Raw genomic sequence first — 20,623 nt, 5'->3', positions numbered from 1 at the left:
ATTGACGCTCGCAAGGCTTAACCCGAGAAGTGCAAACATGCCAGACGGAACATACACCAGCACATCAACAATCTATCAACTTGTGCGGGTATACACCGGGTAACGAGAACTCAGGCCAATCTACAAGTTGCGCTCCGCGTGCCAGACCCAGGCGGCCTCAGGCCGCGCCGCTGTCATCGGCCGGAGTACACTCCAAACGCCGCACCACACCCAGAACAAGATTGGCCTCCAGGGGAATAAGGCGAGCACTGAACTGTTGCTCACCATTAGGGCCAGGCAGCGCGTACGACAGGGTGCGCACTTCGTCGCCCCGCGCCGCAGTAGCTACCTCCGCCTGCATACGCTCAGCAATACCTGCAGGCAGTACTTCAGCGGCGGCGCGCCCGAGAAAGGTCTCGGGTGAGATATAGGGGGCAAAGTGGCCTTCGTAGTAACCGAGAAAAACCCCGTCCGCATTGAGTAAAAACATGGCCTCGCGGATGACCAGACCGGACAGGTCCATTTTACCCTCGGCGCTGGTAACCCGCTTTGACAACAACCGCTTATTTGCAGAGGGTAGGTAAACCCAGGCATGCACCGGGCTCAGCCCCACCCCGCCACTATAGCCCGCCCCCAGCGTCTCATGGGCCTCAGCGGCAGGCACGCCCATGGCCACTTCGAACACCACTGCTGACGGCACTTCCAGCAAGGTAGCCAGCGCGTCAAGCTCTTCGATACGGGGCAGCCGGCGGGCGCCACTCTTGAGCTTGGCGAAGCCCGACCAATCCATACCCCACTGCCGGGCAACCTCTCGATCCGAAAGTGTGTCCCCCAGTTGCAGGCGTATAAAACGGTAGATGTTCTGGCAGCGCGCCGCCGAGTTCTGGTGCCGACGGCGGCCTCGCAGCGCATTCAGGATAGCACCGATCACGACTCAATCACTCCTGCCCGCACTTGCAAGACCACAGCCGCCAGCGGTTCGCGCGTGGAATCACGCCAAACTGCCAAGACTCAACTGCTGCTGCGCGGCGATCAGGTCGAGGACCGCTTCGCCCGGTTGCGGGCGCCCGCAGTAAAAGCCCTGGGCCTCGTTGCAACCCAACTCGCGCACGTAATCCAGCTGCTCCCGGGTTTCCACCCCTTCGGCGACGATATTCAGGTGCAAGCCCTTGGCCATGGCGGTAATGGCGTTCACCACGCAGGAGGAGCCGTCCTCCAGGTTGGGAATTTGCTGGATAAAACAGCGATCGATCTTAAGGGTGTGAATTGGCAACTTGTTCAGATAGTTGAGTGACGAGTAGCCGGTACCAAAGTCATCGATGGCCACGGTCATGCCGTGGTCCACCAACCGCTCAATTTTGCCGGCAATGTGGTCGAGGTTGTGGATAAAGGTATTTTCGGTGAGCTCCAGCTCGAACATTTCCACCGGAAATCCGGTTTCTTGCAGCACGCTGTGCAGCAGATCGACAAAATCCTGGTCATCCATTTGCACCGGGGAAAAGTTCACCGCCAGGCGCAACTTGTGCCCGGTGATGTCGATCCAGCGTTTGACTTCGGTGCATGCAGCCACCAGTACTCGGCGCCCAATCTCGTTGATCAGGCGGGTCTCTTCGGCAAAGGTAATAAACTCCACCGGGCATATGACACCCCGCTCCGGGTGCTGCCAGCGCACCAGGGCCTCCACACCGACAATGGCCCCGGTCGCAATTTCGATCAGGGGCTGGTAATAGACCACAAATTGATTGGCCTCGAGGGCAACCCTGAGGTCGCGCTCCAGCTTGACCTGGCGACTCAGGTCATCGCTCATGCTGGCGGCGTAGAAACAGTAGCCGTCCTTGCCGCGCTCCTTGACGTGATACATCGCCTGGTCGGCATTTTTAATCAGCTGCTCAATATTGGATCCCGACTCCGGGTACAGGGCAATACCAATACTGACCCCGACAAACAGCTGCATGCCGTCCACATCAAAGGGTTCACGCAGTGTCGCAATGATTTTTTCCGCAATCTGCATGGCATCCTGGTTACTGTTCAACGCCGGTAACAGCAGGGTAAATTCATCCCCGCCAAAACGCGACAGGGTGTCGCCGGAACGCAGCACCAGCTCCAATCGCCGGGCCACTTTTTCCAGCAACAGATCACCAATAGAGTGGCCGAGGGTATCGTTGATATTTTTAAAGCGGTCGAGATCCAGGAACATCACCGCCAACATCTGCTTGTTGCGGGTCGCCTGATTGATGGCGAGGCTGAGGCGGTCTTTAAACAATGCCCGGTTGGGCAAGCGGGTCAGGGTGTCGTGGTAGGCCTGGAAGCTGATAAATTCTTCCGCCTCCTTTTGCTCGGTGATATCCCGCGCCGCGCCGTAGATCACGCTGCCCGACACGCCACTGATATGGTCGGCCACCAGCTGGCTGTTGTCCACCGGGAACAGGGTAATGTCAAAGTGCCGTGGCAGGTGTGATGGGCCTTTGCGGCGCAGGCAAATTTCAAAGTTGGCGCCGCCCTGTGATTCGGCCGCGCCCTTGTGATAATAGTAAATTGCCTTGTTTCTATCTTCGTGATCGATCAGGTTGAGACAGGGCCTGCCGATCAACTCCGATCGTTTGTAGCCCAGCAGGGCCTCGACTTTTTCGTTGATAAAAGTAATACGCCCGCGTTTATCGAGCATAAAAATAATATCGGGTGAACTGTTGACGATATAGCGGTGCAGCCCCTCGGACTGCTGCAGCCGCAACTGCATTAGGTTGTGCTCTTTTTGCAGCAACTGCTGTTGCAGGACATTGGATACGGTAGTGACCAACTCATCGACACTGTAGGGCTTTTTCAGGTAATCGCTCACCCCGTGCCGCAGCGCCTTGGTGACCGCATCGAAGGAGGACTCGCCACTCACCACGATAAACGGGCAGCGCAAGCCGTGTTCGGCGGCGAACTCCAACACCTGGTGGCCATCAATATCGGGCATGTTCAGGTCGAGTAATACCAGGTCGTAGTGCCCGGCGAGCAGCTTTTCACACGCCCTGGCGCCGCCCAATGCGGTATCGATATTGAGACGGTAGGGCTTGAGGCAGGCGAGCAAGCTGTCGAGCATACGCGGCTCATCGTCAACCGCCAGAATAGCTACATCCGCCTCTTTCAGGGAAAATGATTGAGAACTGTGTCCCATACAAGCTCAATTCCTAAAGTATTGGTATTTGGGGGCCAGCTAACCAATTATCCAACAATTAGGTTGGACGAACGCTGGTTGGCCGAGCGCAACGGCCTCGCTCAGGCCATTGGTATGACAACCCTGAACTGGGTACCACGCTCACCGGATTGACAACTAATCAACCCCCCGACTTCCTCTACCAGACTGCGGGTAATGCTCAACCCAAGCCCGGAGTGGTAACCATCCTTAGTGGAATATCCCGGTTTAAACAAATTACTGACGATTTGGTCCGGCAACCCCGGCCCGTTATCGGCAATGATTATCTCAGCGCTTTTACCCCGATCAGAACTGGTCACCAGCGCCGTGGAAATCCTGATTTCGCCCCCTCTGGGCATCGCCTCTACGGCATTCTTCACCAGGTTGGTCACAATCTGGCGCAGTTGATTCCTGGGAAACACTGCGGCGTCCAACTTCGGGCTCAAGCGCAGCTTGCACTCCACCTTACTGGTGCGGCAGATGGACTGCTGGAACACCGTCACCAGAGCTTTAATTTCCTGGTTGAGCGACATCGCCGCTGGCGCCTCGGCTGCGTCCTGCTCCAGGTCCTGCAGCCGCATCAGGATTTGACTGGCGCGGTCCACCTCTTCGCGCAGTATCCGGTACTCCTGGCCGCCGCTACTGTCGTCGTCCTCTGCGTCGGCTGCGCCGGACAGCGCCTCCAGGTAATTGCGAATGATGGTCAACGGGTTATTGGCCTCATGCACCACCGCACGCACTTTTTCTTGCAGCTCCAACACCTTGTCATCAACCGCAGATTGGGCTGCGTCTTTGGCGCTCAATAGCGTTGCTACATGTCCGGCAAAATCCTTTAATAGCGCCAAGCTTACACCATCGGGCGGGGTATTGCTTGCATCGCCCATCACCAGTACGCCCTGCAATTGCCCGCCAGCCGACACCGGAACACAGACCATTGCCTGGCCGCCACAGAGCCGCAGCAACTGCCGATCCACCACCGTCAGGTTCACCGTGTTTCCTGCTGGGGCGTGCGACCACATCACTTCACCGGCTTTGGCGCAGGCGGCCACCAGGCTGCCACTGGAGGAGAGTGCAATGGCGATAGCGCCGGCGCTCGCCGCCGGCGGCTGGAACAGCAGGGCATTCTGGCCACGGGCAAACTCCAGCAGCAGGGTTTGGCGATAGCCAAACATGATATTGACCGCCTGGGACAATGTCTCGGGAGCCACCGCCTGCGCCTCCGCTGACGACTGCAACATGGTGGACATTTCCTGGTTCACCAGGCGCCGCTGCAGTTGCTGCCCGAGACGGGATTTCATCTCGGCCATATCCTGGTGCTCGTCCCCCTGCAGATCGATCGCCAAGGCGTCCGCTATACGGCTGACCTCATCGGTCACCTTGGCCGCAATCTCCCGGGCCAGGGCGCCGCTCAAATCGAACAGCCGCTCCGCCGCCTCGATCCCCGCCAGTTCGATAGCCTCATCGTCGAGCGCGGCGTGCAGAGGTTCATCGGCCAACTTGGCGGCCAGGAAAATAATCTTGGTGAGATGGTGGGCATCGACCACCTCATTAACCGCTTCGTGATGGTAGGCAATGGCATCGGCAGCAAAGGCGTCCAGCCCCCATTGCCGGGCCAGTTGACTGCCCAGCTCGCAGTGATTGGTCTGGAAGCGAGTGTTTTCCAGCTCCGCCTGGCTGCCACCATTGACCAGGGTCAGCAACTCCGGGTAGGCACCGGTGTGGTTGACCGCCAACACCAGCTCACCGATGTTGTGCAGCAGGCCAATCAGATAGGCCTCGTCCGGCGAGGAAAAGCTGGTAAGATGCGCCAGAGCCTTGGCTATCAGGGCGCAGCGCAGGGATCGCTTCCAGTAGCTCTTGTAATAAGCCGGATCGGTGGGCAGAAAGCCATCGCACATCTGCTGCACCGAGGCGGTGATGGCCATGGTCTTCAGTGTATCCGTGCCCAGCAACAGCAAAGCGCGCTCGATGGTCGCCACATTGCCCTTGCGCGAGTAATAGGAGGTATTGGCCACCATGATCAACTGGGCGGCGATAACGGCATCGTTGGCAACGATTTTGGCCATATCCTGAAAGCTGGAGGACTGGTCCTGACAGGCGCGCAAAAGCTCCACTAACACATGTGGCAGCGGCGGCAGTTTCGACCCTGCCAACTCTTTTTGTATTGCGTCACCGCCAGCTGGCATGCATTACTTCCTGAAAATGTTTATTATCACGACAATCGATAGTAGTAAATATAGCCAGACTTTGAAAGTCCAGGTTAAAGACTTTAGGCCGAACGCCACATAAAATGGCACTATTAGCAGGAAAAACACGCGAGCTGGCAACGAAATTGATTTTTTTCAAAGACGCTACAGTGGCCACTCATGAGCCAATCTGACTCCTCTTCTGCGCCTGCGCGGGGCAACTACGCCAATCCCGGGCCCCATGTTGTCGCGATAACCGGTGGTAAAGGCGGGGTCGGCAAGACCAGTATAGCTGTGAATCTGGCGATTGCGCTGGCACGTCTGCAGCATCGGGTCTGCCTGCTGGACGGTGACACCGGTCTCGCCAATGTCAATATCCTGCTCGGTTTGCAGCCGCAATACACCCTGGAGCACTTGCTTACCGGTGAGCGCAGCATGCAGGAGATCCTGCTGCCGGGGCCGGAGGGCCTGGCGATCATTCCCGGCGCCTCCGGGATCACTCGCTGCGCCGAACTCAATCAGCCGGACCAGGTCAGCCTGATCAACGGCCTGCAGCAAATCGAAGCCGCGTTCGACTGGCTACTGGTGGATACTGCCGCGGGGATTTCCTCGGTCACCATCAATATGATTGAATCCGCCCAGGTGGCCGCCCTGGTAATCACCCCGGAACCCACCTCCCTGACGGACGCCTTCTCCCTGCTCAAGGCCATGCAGCGCAAAGGCTACCAGCGCCGGGTTCTGGTTATTGTCAACATGGTGTCGTCCAGCGATCAACCCCAAGCCATCTTCCGCCGCTTCCAGGCGGCAGTGCGCAAGTATATCGGCATAGAAGCGGATTACCTGGGCAGTGTCTGGATGGACGAGAGCATGCGGGTCGCGGTGGCCAGCCAAAAGCCGGTGGCGACCCTACCCACCCACGACCCCTCCTGCCGGCTGTTCCTGCGCCTGGCCGACAGCCTCAACTCCCTGTTTAATGAACGCCAGGTGCAGCCGCAATTGCTCAGCCAGTACTGGCGCGGCGTAATCGCTACCCGCCAACCGCAGGACAGCCCAGCGATTACCAGTGCTGCTCCAGCGATGCCGGCCGCCAGCGACGCTGTGGACCCGGCCGCTCCCAGTATCCAGGCGATGGTGGATTACATTGACAGCGCATCTGCGATCCCCGCTGACAAGGCACTGACGCTGATTTCGGCCCTGTTGGAACACGCCGGTCCAGGTGAATTCAGTACATCCCAGATAAGTCAGATCAAGCGCCAGGTAGAAACCCGGTTGGCCACCCTCGAGGCCATTGCTCCACTGCCGAGCGCCGCCGCGGCGCCCCCCGCAGCGCAGAACCCGCTACCGGATCACCAACCACCGGGCGGCCAACCGCTGGAGCTACAGTCAGCCGCCCCCGCTTACCGCCGCCAGATCAGCTACGATGAGCGCCGCTTCGGGCCCCAGGACCACCTGGCACGCAAGATTCGCAGCCTGGATAACAACACCAGCCTCGACGACTTCTTGCGCAGCCTCTGATTCAGCCCAGCCCCTGATTAACCCACTGCGACACAATCAGAAATCCACCCCCTGACGCGCCTTGATACCGGCCTTGAAGGCGTGCTTGATTTCCTTTACCTCGGATACGGTGTCCATGATCTCCTGCAGCTTGGAACCGCCGCCGCGGCCGGTCACCACCACGCTCTGCTCCAGCGGGCGGTTGCGCAGGGCGCTGACGACCCTATCCTCATCCAGGTATTTGTAAGCGATCATATAGGTCAGTTCATCGAGCACTACCAGGTTGTAGGACGGGTCGCGCAGCATCGGCTCCGCCACCGCCCAAGTGCGCTCGGCAGCGGCGATATCGGCCGTGCGATCCTGGGTATTCCAGGTAAAGCCGGTACCCATTTGATAGAGCTCCACCTGGTCGCTATGGTCGCGCAGAAAGATTTCCTCGCCCGACAGTTGCACCCCCTTGATAAACTGCACCACGCCCACCTTGTGGCCGTAGCCCAGCGCGCGCATCACCATGCCAAAGGCCGAGCTGGACTTACCCTTGCCGTTGCCGGTCAGCAGTATCGCCACACCACGCTCGGCCGAAGCCTCCTCGATGCGCGCATCCACTTTAGCTTTCTGTTTTTCCATGGCGGCTTTGTGTTTCCGGTTTTTCTTTTCGTCGTTGGACATCAGCAAACTTCCAATTAATCTAGAGCGGTGTTTTGGGCAGCTGGCAACTCTATGCAGGCAGCGGCACAAAGTCAAACCGGCCCTGCCGGGCCATGCCGCACAGGCGCAAATAATTGTGCCATCGGGCTTATTGCCTTGCTGGTTTCATGTGCTATTGGCTTGTAGTGCTACTGCCTTATTTTTTCAACGAGTTGTGAATCTATCGCCGCCGCTCTGGTCTATAGCGCCGTTCGACATTAAACTTGTCACCCTGAAAATTTATCTGGTATGTGTATGTTTAAAACCCCTGCGTTTATTAAAAGCCTGCTGACTATCTGCCTGGCGCTGTCGTTTTTGAGCCCCACGCTGGCCGACGATAGCGCCGCCCAGCGCGACAAGATTCACGCGATGCGCAACGAAGTACTGGAAAAGCTGTACCAGCAACAACCCGGCACGCGGGAGGAAATTCGCAACGCCGCTGGCTACGCAGTGTTTTCCAATGTGGGCGTCAACCTGCTGTTCTTCGCTGCCGGCGGTGGCAATGGCATTGCCCACAACAACTACAATGGCCAGGACTCCTTTATGAAGATGGCCTCGGCCGGTGTCGGCCTGGGAGTTGGCATCAAGGACTTTCGCGCCGTGTTTGTGTTTCACACCGCCAAGGCCTATCGCAACTTTATCCTCTACGGCTGGGATTTCTCCGGCCAGGCGGACGCGGCCATCAAGTCCCCTGACAAGGGCGAAGAGAGCAGCACAGCAGTCACCGCCATCTCCGGGGTCAGCATTTACCAGCTGACGGAAGCCGGCGTAGCCCTGCAAGCGACGCTGCAGGGCAGCAAGTACTGGCACAACACCAGGCTCAACAGCTTTTAAGCTCTCGTCCCTCGATTTCTTGACCCTCGAAAGCTGCTGAACTATACCTTCCCTAGCCTTTTATTTTTTGCCAGGCGGATGCTCCCTGGCAACCCCGTCTATTAGCACCTTACATTCCGCTTTTGACACACTGAAAACTGTAAGGCTACCAATCTCCAGGCCGCCCCACGTGGCCACAATTTGAACCGACCAAGACACAAGGAATGGCGAATGTTTAACCCCCTGAATTGTCAAAGACTCCTCCTGCCGCTGGCCATAAGTGCCGCTCTTACCGCCTGTGGTGGCGGCGGTGGTGGTGGCGACTCTTCCTCTGCCGGTAACTCGCAGGGTGGCTCCTCCACCTCTGTCAGCGGCTCTGCCTCAAAGGGCATCATCCTCAACGGTGTGGCCAATGCCTGGCTGTTGACCAGTACCGGCGACAAGGGCGAACTGGTTGCCGGACCCGTGCTGACCGACAGCGTCGACGGCTCCTACGAACTGGAACTGGACGCCAGCTACGACGGCAGCCCGTTATTGATTGAAATCACCAGCGCCGACTCGGGCGAAACCACCTTGATGAAATGTGACCTGGCAGTGTGCCAGCGCGACAGCAGCGGCACCCCCACGGTCGTATTTGGCGACAGCTATGAGCTGGCCGCCGACTTCCGCCTGCGCGCGGTAAGCGCGGGCACCGAGGCCAGCAGCATTGCCATCAACGTCACCCCACTCACCAATGTCGCCGCAGCCCTCACCCTCTATAAAGTGGCCAACGGTATCGAGGCCAGTGAAGCAACACTGACCACCAACGCCCAGATTGCCAGCAAATTCGGCATCACTGGCGACATCACCCAGCAGCCGATTGTCGACATCACCAATGCCGAGTCCGTCAACGCCGCCAGCGCCGAAGCCCTGGAGTACAACCTCAAGGCCACCGCCGTGGTGCAGGCCGCACTGGGCTCCAGCACCGATATCAGTGTCGAGGACGCCCTGGATAATTTCGTCGACCAGTATGTCAACACCGGCCTGGCAGACAACGAGGGCAGCGGTGACACCGATAACCCTGCCACCGTATCGCTGGAAGAAATTCTCGCCTCAGCCGACAGCCTGCTCGGCAATGTGGCCGCACTGGAGGGGCTCGACGGTGAAGACGAGGACCTGCTCACCCTCACCTCCAACATCGGCGCTGAGAAAGCCAACGCCGACAGCAGCGACAACAGCACTCCGGACCAGGGCGACATCCCCGACGACGCCGGCTCCGAGGGCCTGGTGGCCAGCAAGCAGTTTGTGCAGCAGGTGCGCAACCTGATCAGCGCTGGCGACATCGACGGCCTGCAGGCCTTCTCCGCGGAAATCGATATGGCGGCGGAACTGACCTCGGCCGACACCGCCCTCGCCATCGAGGGCATGGCCCTGGCCATGGCTGCCATCGCCGAGGCCCAGTACGCCTACGAATTGAACGACAGCCTGACCGAATGGGTCAGCGACGGCATTACGGTGACCATCAGCGGCGCTACCGACTCCGCCAGCTTTGCGGTAGACCAGGACGTCAGCATCAGCGATAGCAGCACTGGCGTCGCCAGCAGCGTCGCCGTTGACCTCAGTGCATCGGTCAGCTTTGTCGACAATATCGAAGACAGCTACGAGGAGAGCGAAACCGACACCGGCTTTAGCCTCACCGAGACGGCCAGCGGTAACGCCAGCGCCGCACTGGCCGTGAGCGGCACCGCCAGCACTGCGCTGGTCAGTGTGAGCCTGGATGAAGGTTCCGGCTTCAGCGCCAGCTTGACCGTCGACTATGAAGGCGAAGAAAGCGGCAACTTCACCATGCAGCAAACCGAAACCTCCTACACCTCCAGCGACACCTGGTCCGGCAGCTACGCCGAGGCCATCACCGTCGAAGACCTGGACATGGATCTCAGCGTCACTATCGCCCAACAGGCATCGGCGCAAGTGACTGATCCAGTCAGCTTTACCGGCTCCCTGAGTGTCAGCGCCGACCTGCTCAGCATCGATTCCACGGAGACCGAGGAAAACACCCAGTCCTCCACAGAGGGAAGTGCCAACTTTTCCAACTCGGGCGATTTCTCCCACCAGGGCACGGAAACCGTCACCGTCGAAGGCCTGTCCATCGTTCTCAGCGGCGAGTTTAGCAACAGCGCCAATACACTGGCGGCCTCCGTGGCTTTGGCGGGCAGCGGCTTTAGCGAGACCTGTGATTATTCCTCCAGCTTTGGCTACCTGAACAACGCCGACGGCGTCAACGAGTCGTCCAACGACTGGACCGATGAGTGCAGCAGCAACGAGACTGCAACAGAGTTTGCCTCAGCCTCGGTCACAGTGATGTTCAGCATGGATGTGCAGGGCATTCTCGACCCGATCGAGGTGCAAGCTGTGATCCAGCGCACCGGGCTGGAAGAAGGCGAAGCCAATATCAACATCAGCTACGGCGGCAACCAGCTCGACTTCAACTATGACGGCGGCGACAGCCTGACGGTCAGCAATCACAACGACGTGGAACTGACCCTGACGGAAACCGAAACCGAAGCCGGTGATGTTACCGTGTCTGGCACTATCACCCAGAACGGCAACCGCTATGCCACCATTGACGAAGATGGCGGCGTCGCGGTCATCACCTTCAGCGACGGTTCCTTCCAGTCACTGTAACCTCACCGAGGCACATCCAGCGCAGTGCAGATGTGCCTCGCTAATACTCGTACGGAGGCCTCGGCCTCCGTTTTTATCTTCAAGGGAAGACATTTCAGTATGCACACCAGCCGCTTGTTAGCGTCGGAGCAGCCGTGAACCACAGCGCCCGCACCTGCCTCGTCGCCATCGTCGGGGGCGTCTTTAGTGTTCCTGCGCCACTCTGGGCAGACACCGGACAAGCCCGGTTTTACACCAGCCTGGAGAGCCACAGCTACAGCGACATCGCCCCCATCGACCAGGTCATTCATGGCCTCGAAGGCCCACCCGTCGATGACGGTGAATTTGCTTTTACCCACAACCAGCTGGAAATTGGCGAGACCTGGCTGCAATTTGGCCTCAGCTATTTCTGGCGCTACGATTATTTTCTCGAGTTCAACGGCGACACCGCCCGGCTGGCCCATAGCGAGCAAAACAATGTCCCGCTGCCCACCACCGGCCGCTACAATATTTTCCTGCGCGCCAATGAGCTGCGCTCCCAGGGGGTTGGCTTCAGCTATCAGTGGCAACTGGCGCCCAACCTGCACAGCCGCCTGCGCCTCAACTACCTCCGCGCCGATGACATGAGCGACGGTGAACTCAACGGCGTTCTGATAGCCGAAGAACTGGGCTTCAGCGGCGACCTGCAACTGGATTACGGTTATTCGGAAGATCAGTTGCTGGGGCGCGAGATTGAAGACGTGGACGGCAGCGGCTATTCCGTGGACCTGGATATTCGCTGGCGCTGGGGCGACCAGCTGGAGTTTGCCCTGGAGGGGCGCGACATCTGGTCGCGCCTGCGCTGGAAGGACCTGACCTACACCCGGGCCAGCGCCACCACCGACGTTATCAGCTATGACGCCGACGGTGCCCTGGCGAGTATTCCGGGCATTGCCGGCACAGAAGGCTATCGCAGCCAGTCCCAGCAACTGCCGGCGCGCTACAACCTCAGCGCCCGCTACCAGTTCAACAGCAAGCTCAGCATCAGCCCCAGCGTCTACGCCTATGACCAGCACCTGTTCCCGCGGCTGGCGCTGGGCTGGCAATTGGGCAACTGCCTGCTGCAAACCAGTTACGACTTGGAAACCGGGGCGCTGGGGCTAAATATCAGTCACGATAACTTCAGTATCGGCCTGCACAGTGACGACAGCGACTGGCAACAGGCGCGGGCGCTGGGCTTGCAATTGGGAATGGGGTTCAGGTTTTAATCGAGCCCTGCGAGCTGGTGCGCAGGGCTGCTGAATCGCAGTAGCGGCCGGGGCAAGCCCCGCCGCTGGCGGTCAAGGATCAGTGGCGCTCGTGCAGCTCGGGCAGGGTGATGTTCAGCTCCAGCACCGAACAGTCGTCGTTCTGGTCCAGCTGGATATCCACCTGGTCCTGGTCGATGTCGATGTATTTGCGAATCACGGCAATCAATTCCTGCTGCAGCTTGGGCAAATAATCGGGCTGATTGCGCTGCGAGCGCTCGTGGGCAACGATAATCTGCAAGCGCTCCTTGGCGATCGACGCCGTATCTTTTTTGGCAGTGCGAAAATAATCAAAAATACTCACGCAGACCTCCCGAACAGTCGCTGCAACAGGCCCTTGTTCTGGATAGTGACAAAGCGGTGCTCAACATTGTCACCCAGCAAGCGCGAGACCGCATCGCTGTAGGCTTTACCGGCATTACTCTCCTGGTCATGGATAACCGGGATGCCCTGGTTGGAGGCCTTCAACACCGATTCGGACTCGGGAATCACCCCCAGCAACTTGGTCGCCAGGATCTCTTCCACGTCGCCCACACCCAGCATTTCACCCTTGGCGACGCGCTCGGGGCTGTAGCGGGTAATCAACAGGTACTCTTCCACCCGCTCGCCCTGCTCCGCACGGCGTGACTTGCTCTGCAGGATGCCGAGAATTCGATCCGAGTCGCGCACTGAGGACACTTCCGGGTTGGCCACCACGATGGCCATATCGGCAAAATACAGGGCCATAAAGGCACCGTGCTCAATGCCAGCCGGCGAATCGCAAATAATGTACTCGAAGCCGTCTTTGGCCAACTCTTCCAGCACCTGCTCCACCCCCTCTTTGGACAAGGCATCCTTGTCCCGGGTTTGGGAGGCCGGCAAGATATAGAGGTTATCGGCGCGCTTGTCCTTGATCAGCGCCTGGTTCAAGCGCGCTTCCTTGTTGATGACGTTGACAAAATCGTACACCACGCGACGTTCGCAGTTCATGATAATGTCCAGGTTGCGCAGCCCGATATCGAAGTCGATAACCACAGTCTTGTGGCCGCGCAGGGCCAGGCCGCTGCTGATGGCAGCGCTGGTGGTCGTTTTACCAACACCACCTTTACCGGAAGTTACAACAATTATTTTGGCCAAGGTCAATGTCCTTTCAATAATAAAAAATCAGGTTTCAATAAACAGGCTTAAGCTTCAACAAACAAGCTCTAGCCCTGTTGCCAGCGGGCGCTGCTATTTACTCAGCGCCTCGATGGCCAGAATGTCATCCGTCAGCGATACCTGCACCGGCTTCTTCCACCACTGGCCGCGAAAATCCTCGTGCAGCTTGAAGTCGCCGGCAATGGAGATCAATTCGGCCTCCAGGCTCTGGCAGAAAATGCGCGCCGAGGTATCGCCGCGCACCCCGGCCAGGGCCCGGCCACGCAGGGCACCATAAATATGAATATTGCCATCCGCCAGCACTTCGGCACCGGTAGACACCGCCGCCAGCACAATCAGGTCGCCACCGGCGGCGTAGACCTGCTGGCCCGAGCGAATCGGTGTGGTAATGATCTTGTTGCCGCCGCCCGCGCCGTTTTCGGCACTATCCGCAGGACGGTCGGCACCGCTGCCAGCGGCCGCATCAATTCCAGCAGCCGCATCCGTGGCCGCAGCCTTTGCGGCAACCGGCTCGGCCGTGCCCTCCGGGCTGACCGCCGCGTCCACCTTGACTCGCCCCTCCGGCATCAGCGCCAGTTGCAGGGTTTCGGCCTGCTTCTTGAGCTCCTTGCTGCCGCCGCGCAGGGCCACCGGTCGCAGGCCATTGCTGCGGCAGAGTTCCACCAGCTCCGCCAGCGGTACCTGCTCGGCCTCTGCGACCGCCATCTCAAAACTGAGGATGACCGGCGTCTGCTGGAAAAAAGCCGGGGCTTCCGCGACTTTGCTGAGCAGGTCCTGCTCGAATTCGGGCTGAGAGTAGCGTCTGATTTCAAGTAAAGTCAGGGGGAAGAGGCCACCTTTCAGTCGAAAGGCCGGCGATGTCGGCACTACATCTGCCGCAGAAGAAGAATTTAACGCCATGTATACAATGCAAACCTACAGCAAAACGAATGTAAGCGGCACGTTATAGTCATTTAGCCGGCAATACGCAATAGCCCAACTTCGCAAAAGTGCAAGTTTGAGTGCCTTTAATTTCAATCCACTGGCAAAACGGGATTCAGGCGCCAACGACTGATCAAAAACCATACAAAAACGACAAGTTTTTGCTTGCCAGTCGATCGCTGGCGGCGTAGATTCAAGCAAGACAGTGGCACCAGGCAAGTTCGTCAGCAGTCCTACTCCCGCCATTGTTCCCAATTGCCCTCCCGGCGCAGTCATTGGATTTTTAACCAACCGGTTTCACTCGCTAAAGCAGTATTTATTCCGCCGTCGCTGAATGAATGGGCACCAGTACCAGTACCAACATTACAATGAGAGGTAGCCGAAATGCTGTCCCGTGATAATAACTCCTGTCAACAACCGGGCACTCGCAGCCCTAACACCAGCGCCAGTGCCAGCCCTGACATGTTAAGTACGCTGCTGCCACTAATGCGCTCCTGTGTATGCACCTTAGTAACTGCGGCGGCCCTGTTTTGCACCCTGTCCACGGTTGCTCGCGCCAACGACTTTGACCAGATCGTCGCCTTCGGTGACAGCCTGATGGATTCCGGCAACGCTTTTGTCCTTACTGGCGCCGTGGCGACCCCGCCCTTCGCCCCGGTACCCAGTGCTGCCTACGCCATTGGCGGCCACCACTTCAGCAATGGGCCCACCTGGGTCGAGCAGCTGGGCCAGGTACTAGGCCTGCAGCGCTCCACCGGCCCGTCCGCGCGCAACCCGAAAGTATTCTCCAATTACGCCGTCGGGGGGGCTCGGGCTCGCGATGTGCCCGGCAGCAGCTCCGCCAGCCAGCAACTCGAGCAGTATCTGGCGTTCAGCAACGGTGCGGCCTCGAGCAGCGCGCTTTACCTGTTTGGTTTTGGTGGCAACGATGTCCGCGACGCACTGGCTATGGGTCCGGTTAACGGCCCGCCGCTGGTAAGCGCCGCGGTCAGCGCCATCACTACCAATTTACTCAACCTGTGCAGTGCCGGCGCGATGCATATCCTGATCGCAAACGTGCCCAATGTGGGCACCACACCGCTGGCACAGAGTTTTGGTGAGCCCGCGATTACCGGCGCGATGCTGTTGTCAGCCGGGCTCAATAACGGCGTGCAATTCTTTATCGCCAATGTCGTACAGCCGAGCTGCCCGGAGACCCGCTTCTACACCCTCGACCTGTATGCCCTGTCAAGCGCAGTATTTGGCGCACCAGACCTGTACGGCTTTAGCGACGCCCAGCCGTGCCTGACATTCGACCAGACTGGTAACAGCATCTGCCGCAAACCGAATACCAAGTTTTTCTGGGATGCCATTCACCCCACCAAAGCGGGTCACAAACTGGTGGCTGCCGACGCCGTCAAGGTGCTGCTTATGCCCTGACAGCGATTGAGCCAGGCACCAGGCCGCTACTGATACGCCTCGATCGGCGCGCAGCTGCAGGCCAGGTTGCGATCGCCGTAGACATTGTCGATGCGCCCTACCGGCGGCCAGTATTTGTTCTTGCGCAGCGAGTCCAGCGGGAAACCGCCCTGGGAGCGGGGGTAGGCGTAGGGCCACTCGTCGGCCGACACCATCTCCACCGTGTGCGGCGCATTCACCAGCGGGCTGTTGGCCAGCTCGGTGGTGCCGCTGCGCACGGCCTCGATTTCCTCGGCAATTTTCAGCAGCGCATCGCAGAAGCGATCCAGCTCGTACAGGCTTTCGCTTTCGGTAGGCTCGATCATCAGCGTGCCGGCCACCGGGAAGGACATGGTGGGGGCGTGAAAACCGTAGTCGATGAGGCGTTTGGCCACGTCTTCCACGTCCACCCCGGTTTCCTCCTTGATGCCGCGCATATCGACGATGCACTCGTGGGCCACCAGGTTGGCGTTGCCGGTGTAGAGAATGGGATAGGCCAGTGCCAGCCGTTTGGCGATGTAGTTGGCATTGAGGATGGCCACTTCCGTGGCCGCCTGCAGGCCGCGGGCGCCCATCATGGTGATGTACATCCAGGTGATGGGCAGGATGCTGGCGCTGCCCAGCTGGGCTGCGGCCACCGCGCTGGTGCTGTCGCCCAGCTGCCGGTGCCCCGGTAAATAGGGTGCGAGGTGAGACTTGACCGCCACCGGGCCGACGCCAGGGCCACCGCCACCGTGGGGAATGCAGAAGGTCTTGTGCAGGTTCAGGTGCGAGACATCGCCGCCAAACTCACCCGGCTTGCACAGCCCCACCATGGCGTTGAAGTTGGCGCCGTCGATATAGACCTGGCCACCGTGACCGTGGATCAACTCACAAATATCGCGGATATTTTCTTCAAATACACCGTGGGTGGACGGGTAAGTGACCATAATCGCCGCCAGCGAGTCGCTGTGCTGTTCGGCCTTGCGGCGCAGGTCACCCATATCCACATTGCCCTGGGCGTCACAGGCGGTGACCACCACCTTCATGCCGCACATTTGCGCCGAGGCCGGGTTGGTGCCATGGGCAGAACTGGGGATCAGGCAGATGTTGCGCTGGCCCTCGCCGCGGGCGGCGTGGTAGGCGCGAATGGCCAGCAGGCCGGCGTATTCGCCCTGGGAGCCGGCGTTGGGCTGGAAGGAGATATCGTCGTAGCCGGTGGCCTCGCACAGCATGGCTTTCAGGTCCAGGTCCAACTGGCGGTAGCCCTCGGCCTGGGAGGCTGGCACAAACGGGTGCAGGTTGCCAAACTCGGGCCAGGTCACCGGAATCATTTCCGCCGTGGCATTGAGCTTCATGGTGCAGGAGCCCAGCGGGATCATGGCCCGGTCCAGGGCCAGGTCCTTGTCGGCCAGATTGCGCAAGTAGCGCAACATTTCGGTTTCCGAGTGATGGGTATTGAACACCGGGTGGGTGAGGTAGCCGCTGCTGCGCTGCAACTGGGCTGGAATGCCGCTCTGCTCGCCGTCGGCCGGCGGCTCCCCCACCTGGGCGGCGGTGACGCCAAAACAGAACAGGATGGTGTGCAACTCCTCAGCGGTCACGGTTTCATCCAGGGATATGCCGATATGCTCCGCGTCAGCGCGGCGCAGGTTGATGCCGCTGCTCTCCGCCAGCTGCAGAATTTCCGCGGTCTTGGCACCGGTGTGCACGGTCAGGGTATCGAACCAGATCTGGTTTTGCAGGCTAAAGCCCGCCGCCTGCAACTCGGTGGCCAGCGCCGTGGTTTGCCGCTGCACCTCACTGGCGATGGCTTTCAGTCCGTCCGGGCCGTGATAGACCGCGTACATGCTGGCCATCACCGCCAGCAGCACCTGGGCAGTGCAGATATTGGACGTGGCCTTCTCCCGGCGAATGTGCTGCTCCCGGGTCTGCAGCGCCAGGCGCAGGGCTTCATTGCCCTGGCTGTCCAGGGAGCGGCCCACCAGGCGCCCCGGCAGGGAGCGTTTGAACTTTTCCCGGGTCGCCATAAAGGCCGCGTGGGGGCCGCCAAAACCGAGCGGCACGCCAAAGCGCTGGCTGCAACCCACAGCCACATCGGCCCCCAGCTCGCCGGGCGGGGTCAACAGGGTCAGTGCCAGCAGGTCGGTGGCCATGGCCACCAGCCCCTTGGCGGCGTGCACGGCATTGATCACCGCGCTGAAATCGCGAATCTGGCCACTGCAACCCGGGTATTGCAGCAATACACCAAATACTTCGTCGGCCACCAGGTCGGTGTCCGGGTTGCCCACCACCACCTCGATATCCAGTGGCTCGGCCCGGGTCCTGATCACATCGATGGTCTGCGGCAGGCAATCGGCATCGACAAAAAACTGCTGCGCCCTGGACTTGGCCATACGCTGGCACAGGGTCATGGCCTCAGCGGCGGCGGTGGCCTCGTCCAGCATGGACGCGTTGGCCAGTTCCATGCCGGTGAGGTCGCAGACCATGGTCTGGTAATTGAGCAGTGCCTCCAATCGGCCCTGGGAGATTTCAGGCTGGTAGGGCGTGTAGGCGGTGTACCAGGCCGGATTTTCCATCACATTGCGCAGAATCACATGCGGCGTGTGGGTGTTGTAGTAACCCTGGCCGATAAACGAGCGCAGTACCTGGTTGCGCGCCGCCAGCTGCTGCAAGGTTTTCAGGGCGTCGGTTTCGCTCACCGCACTGTCCAGCGCCAGCGGCTCGGCCAGGCGGATTCCCCTGGGTATTACCGCATCGATAAAACTGGCCATGGAGGTGTAGCCGAGGCGCTCGAGCATCTGCTGCTGCTCGGCGTGTGAAGGGCCGATGTGGCGGGACTCAAAACCGGTGATATTCATAGGCGATCTCAAAAATGGATTCTTTCATTTGACTGTGCAGGCAAATTCAACCCTGCAGGTAAAAGGCGGGACGGACTATTAGTGCGCCCCGGATCCTGTGCCTAGCCGCGATAATAGCGCTGTGGCACAAACGGTGTTTTGCAGACCGTCATGGCCAGCGGCTTGCCGCGCACCATGGCGGCGACACTGCTGCCAGGCGCCGCGTGCTCCGCCTTGACGTAACCCATGGCAATGGGCGCAGCCAGGCTCGGTGCAAAGCCGCCGCTGGTGACCTTACCGATCAATTCGCCGGCGGCATCGACAATGTCGGCGCCCTCGCGCACCGGCGCCTTGCCATTCACCCGCAGGCCAACACGTTTTTCCCGCGCCCCTTGGGCCTGACAGGCAAAGATCTTGTCGGCACCGATAAAGTTACCGGCCCGGGCGCCGTCGGCGCGGCGACTTTTGGCCACGCTCCACATCAGCCCCGCCTCCACCGGCGAACGCTGCGCGTCCATATCGTGGCCGTACAGACACAGCCCCGCCTCCAGCCGCAGGGAATCCCGCGCCCCCAGCCCCACCCAGTTGACCGCCGGGTCGTTGAGCAGGGTTTGCGCCAGCCCCGGGGCGGCCGCCGCCGGCACTGAAATCTCAAACCCGTCTTCGCCGGTATAACCGGAGCGGGTCACATAGCAATCCGCGCCGTCAATAGACACCCGGCAACCGGTCATAAACACCAGCGCCTTTACGGCGGGCGCCAGGCGGGAGAGCACCGCCTCCGCCTGTGGCCCTTGCAGCGCCAGCAGGGCCCTGTCATCCAGCACCTGCAAGCGGGTGGTGGCGGACAAGTGGGCGCGGAAGTGGGCAATATCCCCGGTCTTGCAGGCGGCGTTAAAGACTACAAAGTAGGCCTCCGGCCCCCAGCGGGTCACAATCAGGTCGTCAATGATGCCGCCCTCGGCGTTGGGCAAAAAGGTGTACACCGAGTGGTTGAGGGGCAATTCCTCCAGGTCCAGCGGCAGTAACTTCTCCAGCACCTGGCGCACGTCAGCCCCTTCAAACAGCCCTTGCCCCATATGGGAGACATCGAACAGGCCAGCGGCACTGCGGGTATGCAAGTGCTCACTTTTAATGCCGGAGGGGTATTGCACCGGCATATCGTAACCGGCAAAGGGCACCATTTTGGCGCCGGCTTGCAGGTGCATGGCGTGGAGGGGTGTTGGCAGTAAATCACTCATGGGGGAGGCCCGACGTTTGATGTATTTGGTCCAGATCCAGCCAACCCGGGTTACGGTCTACGGCGGCCAGTATTGGTCGCCGCCCGGATGGCATCACGGCAGAGGACGCGCAGTATAAATTGTGCGCGCCGGCCCGCCAACCGGCGATTGCTTTTCAGGCCATGGATTGTGCCGGCCGCCACTGTTTCGGGCTATTCCTCGCCCAGCCGCCTGACCCGCTCGGCCAACTGCTCCAGCCTCGCTTCCGGATCGCTCATGGACAGCAGTGCGACCTTGTCCGGCACGCTCAGGGGCAACAGCTGGCACAGGTGCCAACCCAGCTCGCAACTGCACTGCGGTTCCGCCAGCCCCATCCTGGCCACCATGGGGTGCTCACACAATTGCTGGTGCAAAATTTGCAGCCCATCGAAATATTCGGGAATCGGCAACCGCGGCTCATCCTCCAGCCAGTCCACGTCGGCCAGTAGCAACTGGTCCGCCTGCACGCTGGTGGAGCGCACAGTGAACTTGCGCTTGCCGACCACGGTGATACCCAGCAAGCCATTGGCTTGCTGGCGCCAGTCGACAATACTGGCCTCCACCCCGAATTGGAATATCTGCGGCGCCGCCCCCACCTCCCGGCCTTCGCGAATTTGCACTATGCCGAAGCCCTGCTCGCTCTTCAGGCAGCGGCTGATCAGCGTGAGGTAACGCTGCTCAAAGATTTGCAGGTCCAGCGACTGCTGCGGAAACAGCGGCGCCGACAGGGGAAACAGGGCAAGTGAATTCATAGCGGTCTTTTCAAGAGGTATTAAGCGTGTGTTCA

General features: G+C 59.9%; 15 protein-coding genes. 5 read left to right on the top strand and 10 right to left on the bottom strand.

Going from position 1 to position 20,623, the window contains the following annotated elements:
- Positions 1-157 precede the first annotated feature (157 nt).
- The 3 genes from G8764_RS22990 to G8764_RS17860 all read right to left on the bottom strand — a co-directional run bounded on the left by G8764_RS22990 (position 158) and on the right by G8764_RS17860 (position 5,343).
- On the bottom strand, positions 158-910 hold the full coding sequence (locus G8764_RS22990; protein WP_166166164.1) for a PAS domain-containing protein: 753 nt from the start codon (positions 908-910) through the stop codon (positions 158-160).
- 60 nt (positions 911-970) lie between these two features.
- Positions 971-3,139, bottom strand: a complete 2,169-nt coding sequence (locus G8764_RS17865) for a putative bifunctional diguanylate cyclase/phosphodiesterase (protein WP_166166162.1) — start codon at positions 3,137-3,139, stop codon at positions 971-973.
- Between the two features lie 101 nt (positions 3,140-3,240).
- A complete protein-coding gene (locus G8764_RS17860) occupies positions 3,241-5,343 on the bottom strand; it encodes an HDOD domain-containing protein (protein ID WP_166166160.1) in 2,103 nt (700 codons plus the stop codon).
- 180 nt (positions 5,344-5,523) lie between these two features.
- On the opposite strand from G8764_RS17860, the gene G8764_RS17855 reads away from it, so the two are divergent.
- Positions 5,524-6,858, top strand: a complete 1,335-nt coding sequence (locus tag G8764_RS17855; protein WP_166166158.1) for a P-loop NTPase — start codon at positions 5,524-5,526, stop codon at positions 6,856-6,858.
- 36 nt (positions 6,859-6,894) lie between these two features.
- On the opposite strand, the gene cobO is transcribed toward G8764_RS17855, so the two are convergent.
- A complete protein-coding gene (cobO, locus tag G8764_RS17850) occupies positions 6,895-7,506 on the bottom strand; it encodes a cob(I)yrinic acid a,c-diamide adenosyltransferase (RefSeq protein WP_166166156.1) in 612 nt (203 codons plus the stop codon).
- A 273-nt stretch (positions 7,507-7,779) separates the two neighbouring features.
- On the opposite strand from cobO, the gene G8764_RS17845 reads away from it, so the two are divergent.
- The 3 genes from G8764_RS17845 (at position 7,780) to G8764_RS17835 (ending at position 12,227) form a co-directional block, all read left to right on the top strand.
- Positions 7,780-8,358 carry a lipid-binding SYLF domain-containing protein gene (locus G8764_RS17845; protein ID WP_166166154.1) on the top strand — a complete coding sequence of 193 codons (579 nt, stop codon included), beginning with the start codon at positions 7,780-7,782 and terminating at the stop codon, positions 8,356-8,358.
- Positions 8,359-8,568: 210 nt separating this feature from the next.
- Positions 8,569-11,001, top strand: a complete 2,433-nt coding sequence (locus tag G8764_RS17840; protein WP_166166152.1) for a hypothetical protein — start codon at positions 8,569-8,571, stop codon at positions 10,999-11,001.
- A 134-nt stretch (positions 11,002-11,135) separates the two neighbouring features.
- Positions 11,136-12,227 carry a hypothetical protein gene (locus G8764_RS17835; protein ID WP_166166150.1) on the top strand — a complete coding sequence of 364 codons (1,092 nt, stop codon included), beginning with the start codon at positions 11,136-11,138 and terminating at the stop codon, positions 12,225-12,227.
- 79 nt (positions 12,228-12,306) lie between these two features.
- On the opposite strand, the gene minE is transcribed toward G8764_RS17835, so the two are convergent.
- The 3 genes from minE to minC all read right to left on the bottom strand — a co-directional run bounded on the left by minE (position 12,307) and on the right by minC (position 14,303).
- The gene (gene minE, locus G8764_RS17830) at positions 12,307-12,570 is read right to left on the bottom strand and encodes a cell division topological specificity factor MinE (RefSeq protein ID WP_166166148.1); all 264 of its coding nucleotides are present in this window, start codon (positions 12,568-12,570) and stop codon (positions 12,307-12,309) included.
- The gene (gene minD / locus G8764_RS17825) at positions 12,567-13,382 is read right to left on the bottom strand and encodes a septum site-determining protein MinD (protein WP_166166146.1); all 816 of its coding nucleotides are present in this window, start codon (positions 13,380-13,382) and stop codon (positions 12,567-12,569) included. Before minD ends, minE begins: the two co-directional genes overlap by 4 nt.
- Before the next feature lie 93 nt (positions 13,383-13,475).
- Entirely contained in the window at positions 13,476-14,303 is an 828-nt protein-coding gene (minC, locus tag G8764_RS17820; RefSeq protein WP_166166144.1) for a septum site-determining protein MinC, read from the bottom strand.
- Between the two features lie 405 nt (positions 14,304-14,708).
- Here minC and G8764_RS17815 point away from each other — a divergent pair, with 405 nt between their 5' ends.
- Positions 14,709-15,743 carry an SGNH/GDSL hydrolase family protein gene (locus G8764_RS17815; protein WP_166166142.1) on the top strand — a complete coding sequence of 345 codons (1,035 nt, stop codon included), beginning with the start codon at positions 14,709-14,711 and terminating at the stop codon, positions 15,741-15,743.
- 26 nt (positions 15,744-15,769) lie between these two features.
- On the opposite strand, the gene gcvP is transcribed toward G8764_RS17815, so the two are convergent.
- From gcvP to G8764_RS17800, 3 genes are all read right to left on the bottom strand, one after another.
- A complete protein-coding gene (gcvP, locus tag G8764_RS17810; protein ID WP_166166140.1) occupies positions 15,770-18,601 on the bottom strand; it encodes an aminomethyl-transferring glycine dehydrogenase in 2,832 nt (943 codons plus the stop codon).
- Between the two features lie 101 nt (positions 18,602-18,702).
- Positions 18,703-19,818: a glycine cleavage system aminomethyltransferase GcvT gene (gene gcvT, locus G8764_RS17805; RefSeq protein ID WP_166166138.1), complete on the bottom strand. Its 1,116-nt coding sequence runs from the start codon at positions 19,816-19,818 to the stop codon at positions 18,703-18,705.
- A gap of 191 nt (positions 19,819-20,009) precedes the next feature.
- Positions 20,010-20,588, bottom strand: a complete 579-nt coding sequence (locus tag G8764_RS17800; RefSeq protein WP_166166136.1) for an LON peptidase substrate-binding domain-containing protein — start codon at positions 20,586-20,588, stop codon at positions 20,010-20,012.
- Positions 20,589-20,623 lie beyond the last annotated feature (35 nt).

It is taken from the genome of Pseudomaricurvus alcaniphilus (assembly GCF_011440395.1).
In the GTDB taxonomy this organism is placed as follows: domain Bacteria; phylum Pseudomonadota; class Gammaproteobacteria; order Pseudomonadales; family Cellvibrionaceae; genus Pseudomaricurvus; species Pseudomaricurvus alcaniphilus.
This window is presented reverse-complemented; position numbering and strand designations above follow the sequence as displayed.

Excerpts from the sequence above, each read along its gene's own strand:
- G8764_RS17865 (WP_166166162.1), bottom strand. The coding sequence starts at position 3,139 with ATGGGACACAGTTCTCAATCATTTTCCCTGAAAGAGGCGGATGTAGCT.
- G8764_RS17860 (WP_166166160.1), bottom strand. The coding sequence starts at position 5,343 with ATGCCAGCTGGCGGTGACGCAATACAAAAAGAGTTGGCAGGGTCGAAA.
- G8764_RS17855 (WP_166166158.1), top strand. The coding sequence starts at position 5,524 with ATGAGCCAATCTGACTCCTCTTCTGCGCCTGCGCGGGGCAACTACGCC.
- cobO (WP_166166156.1), bottom strand. The coding sequence starts at position 7,506 with ATGTCCAACGACGAAAAGAAAAACCGGAAACACAAAGCCGCCATGGAA.
- G8764_RS17845 (WP_166166154.1), top strand. The coding sequence starts at position 7,780 with ATGTTTAAAACCCCTGCGTTTATTAAAAGCCTGCTGACTATCTGCCTG.
- G8764_RS17840 (WP_166166152.1), top strand. The coding sequence starts at position 8,569 with ATGTTTAACCCCCTGAATTGTCAAAGACTCCTCCTGCCGCTGGCCATA.
- minC (WP_166166144.1), bottom strand. The coding sequence starts at position 14,303 with ATGGCGTTAAATTCTTCTTCTGCGGCAGATGTAGTGCCGACATCGCCG.
- G8764_RS17815 (WP_166166142.1), top strand. The coding sequence starts at position 14,709 with ATGCTGTCCCGTGATAATAACTCCTGTCAACAACCGGGCACTCGCAGC.
- gcvP (WP_166166140.1), bottom strand. The coding sequence starts at position 18,601 with ATGAATATCACCGGTTTTGAGTCCCGCCACATCGGCCCTTCACACGCC.
- gcvT (WP_166166138.1), bottom strand. The coding sequence starts at position 19,818 with ATGAGTGATTTACTGCCAACACCCCTCCACGCCATGCACCTGCAAGCC.
- G8764_RS17800 (WP_166166136.1), bottom strand. The coding sequence starts at position 20,588 with ATGAATTCACTTGCCCTGTTTCCCCTGTCGGCGCCGCTGTTTCCGCAG.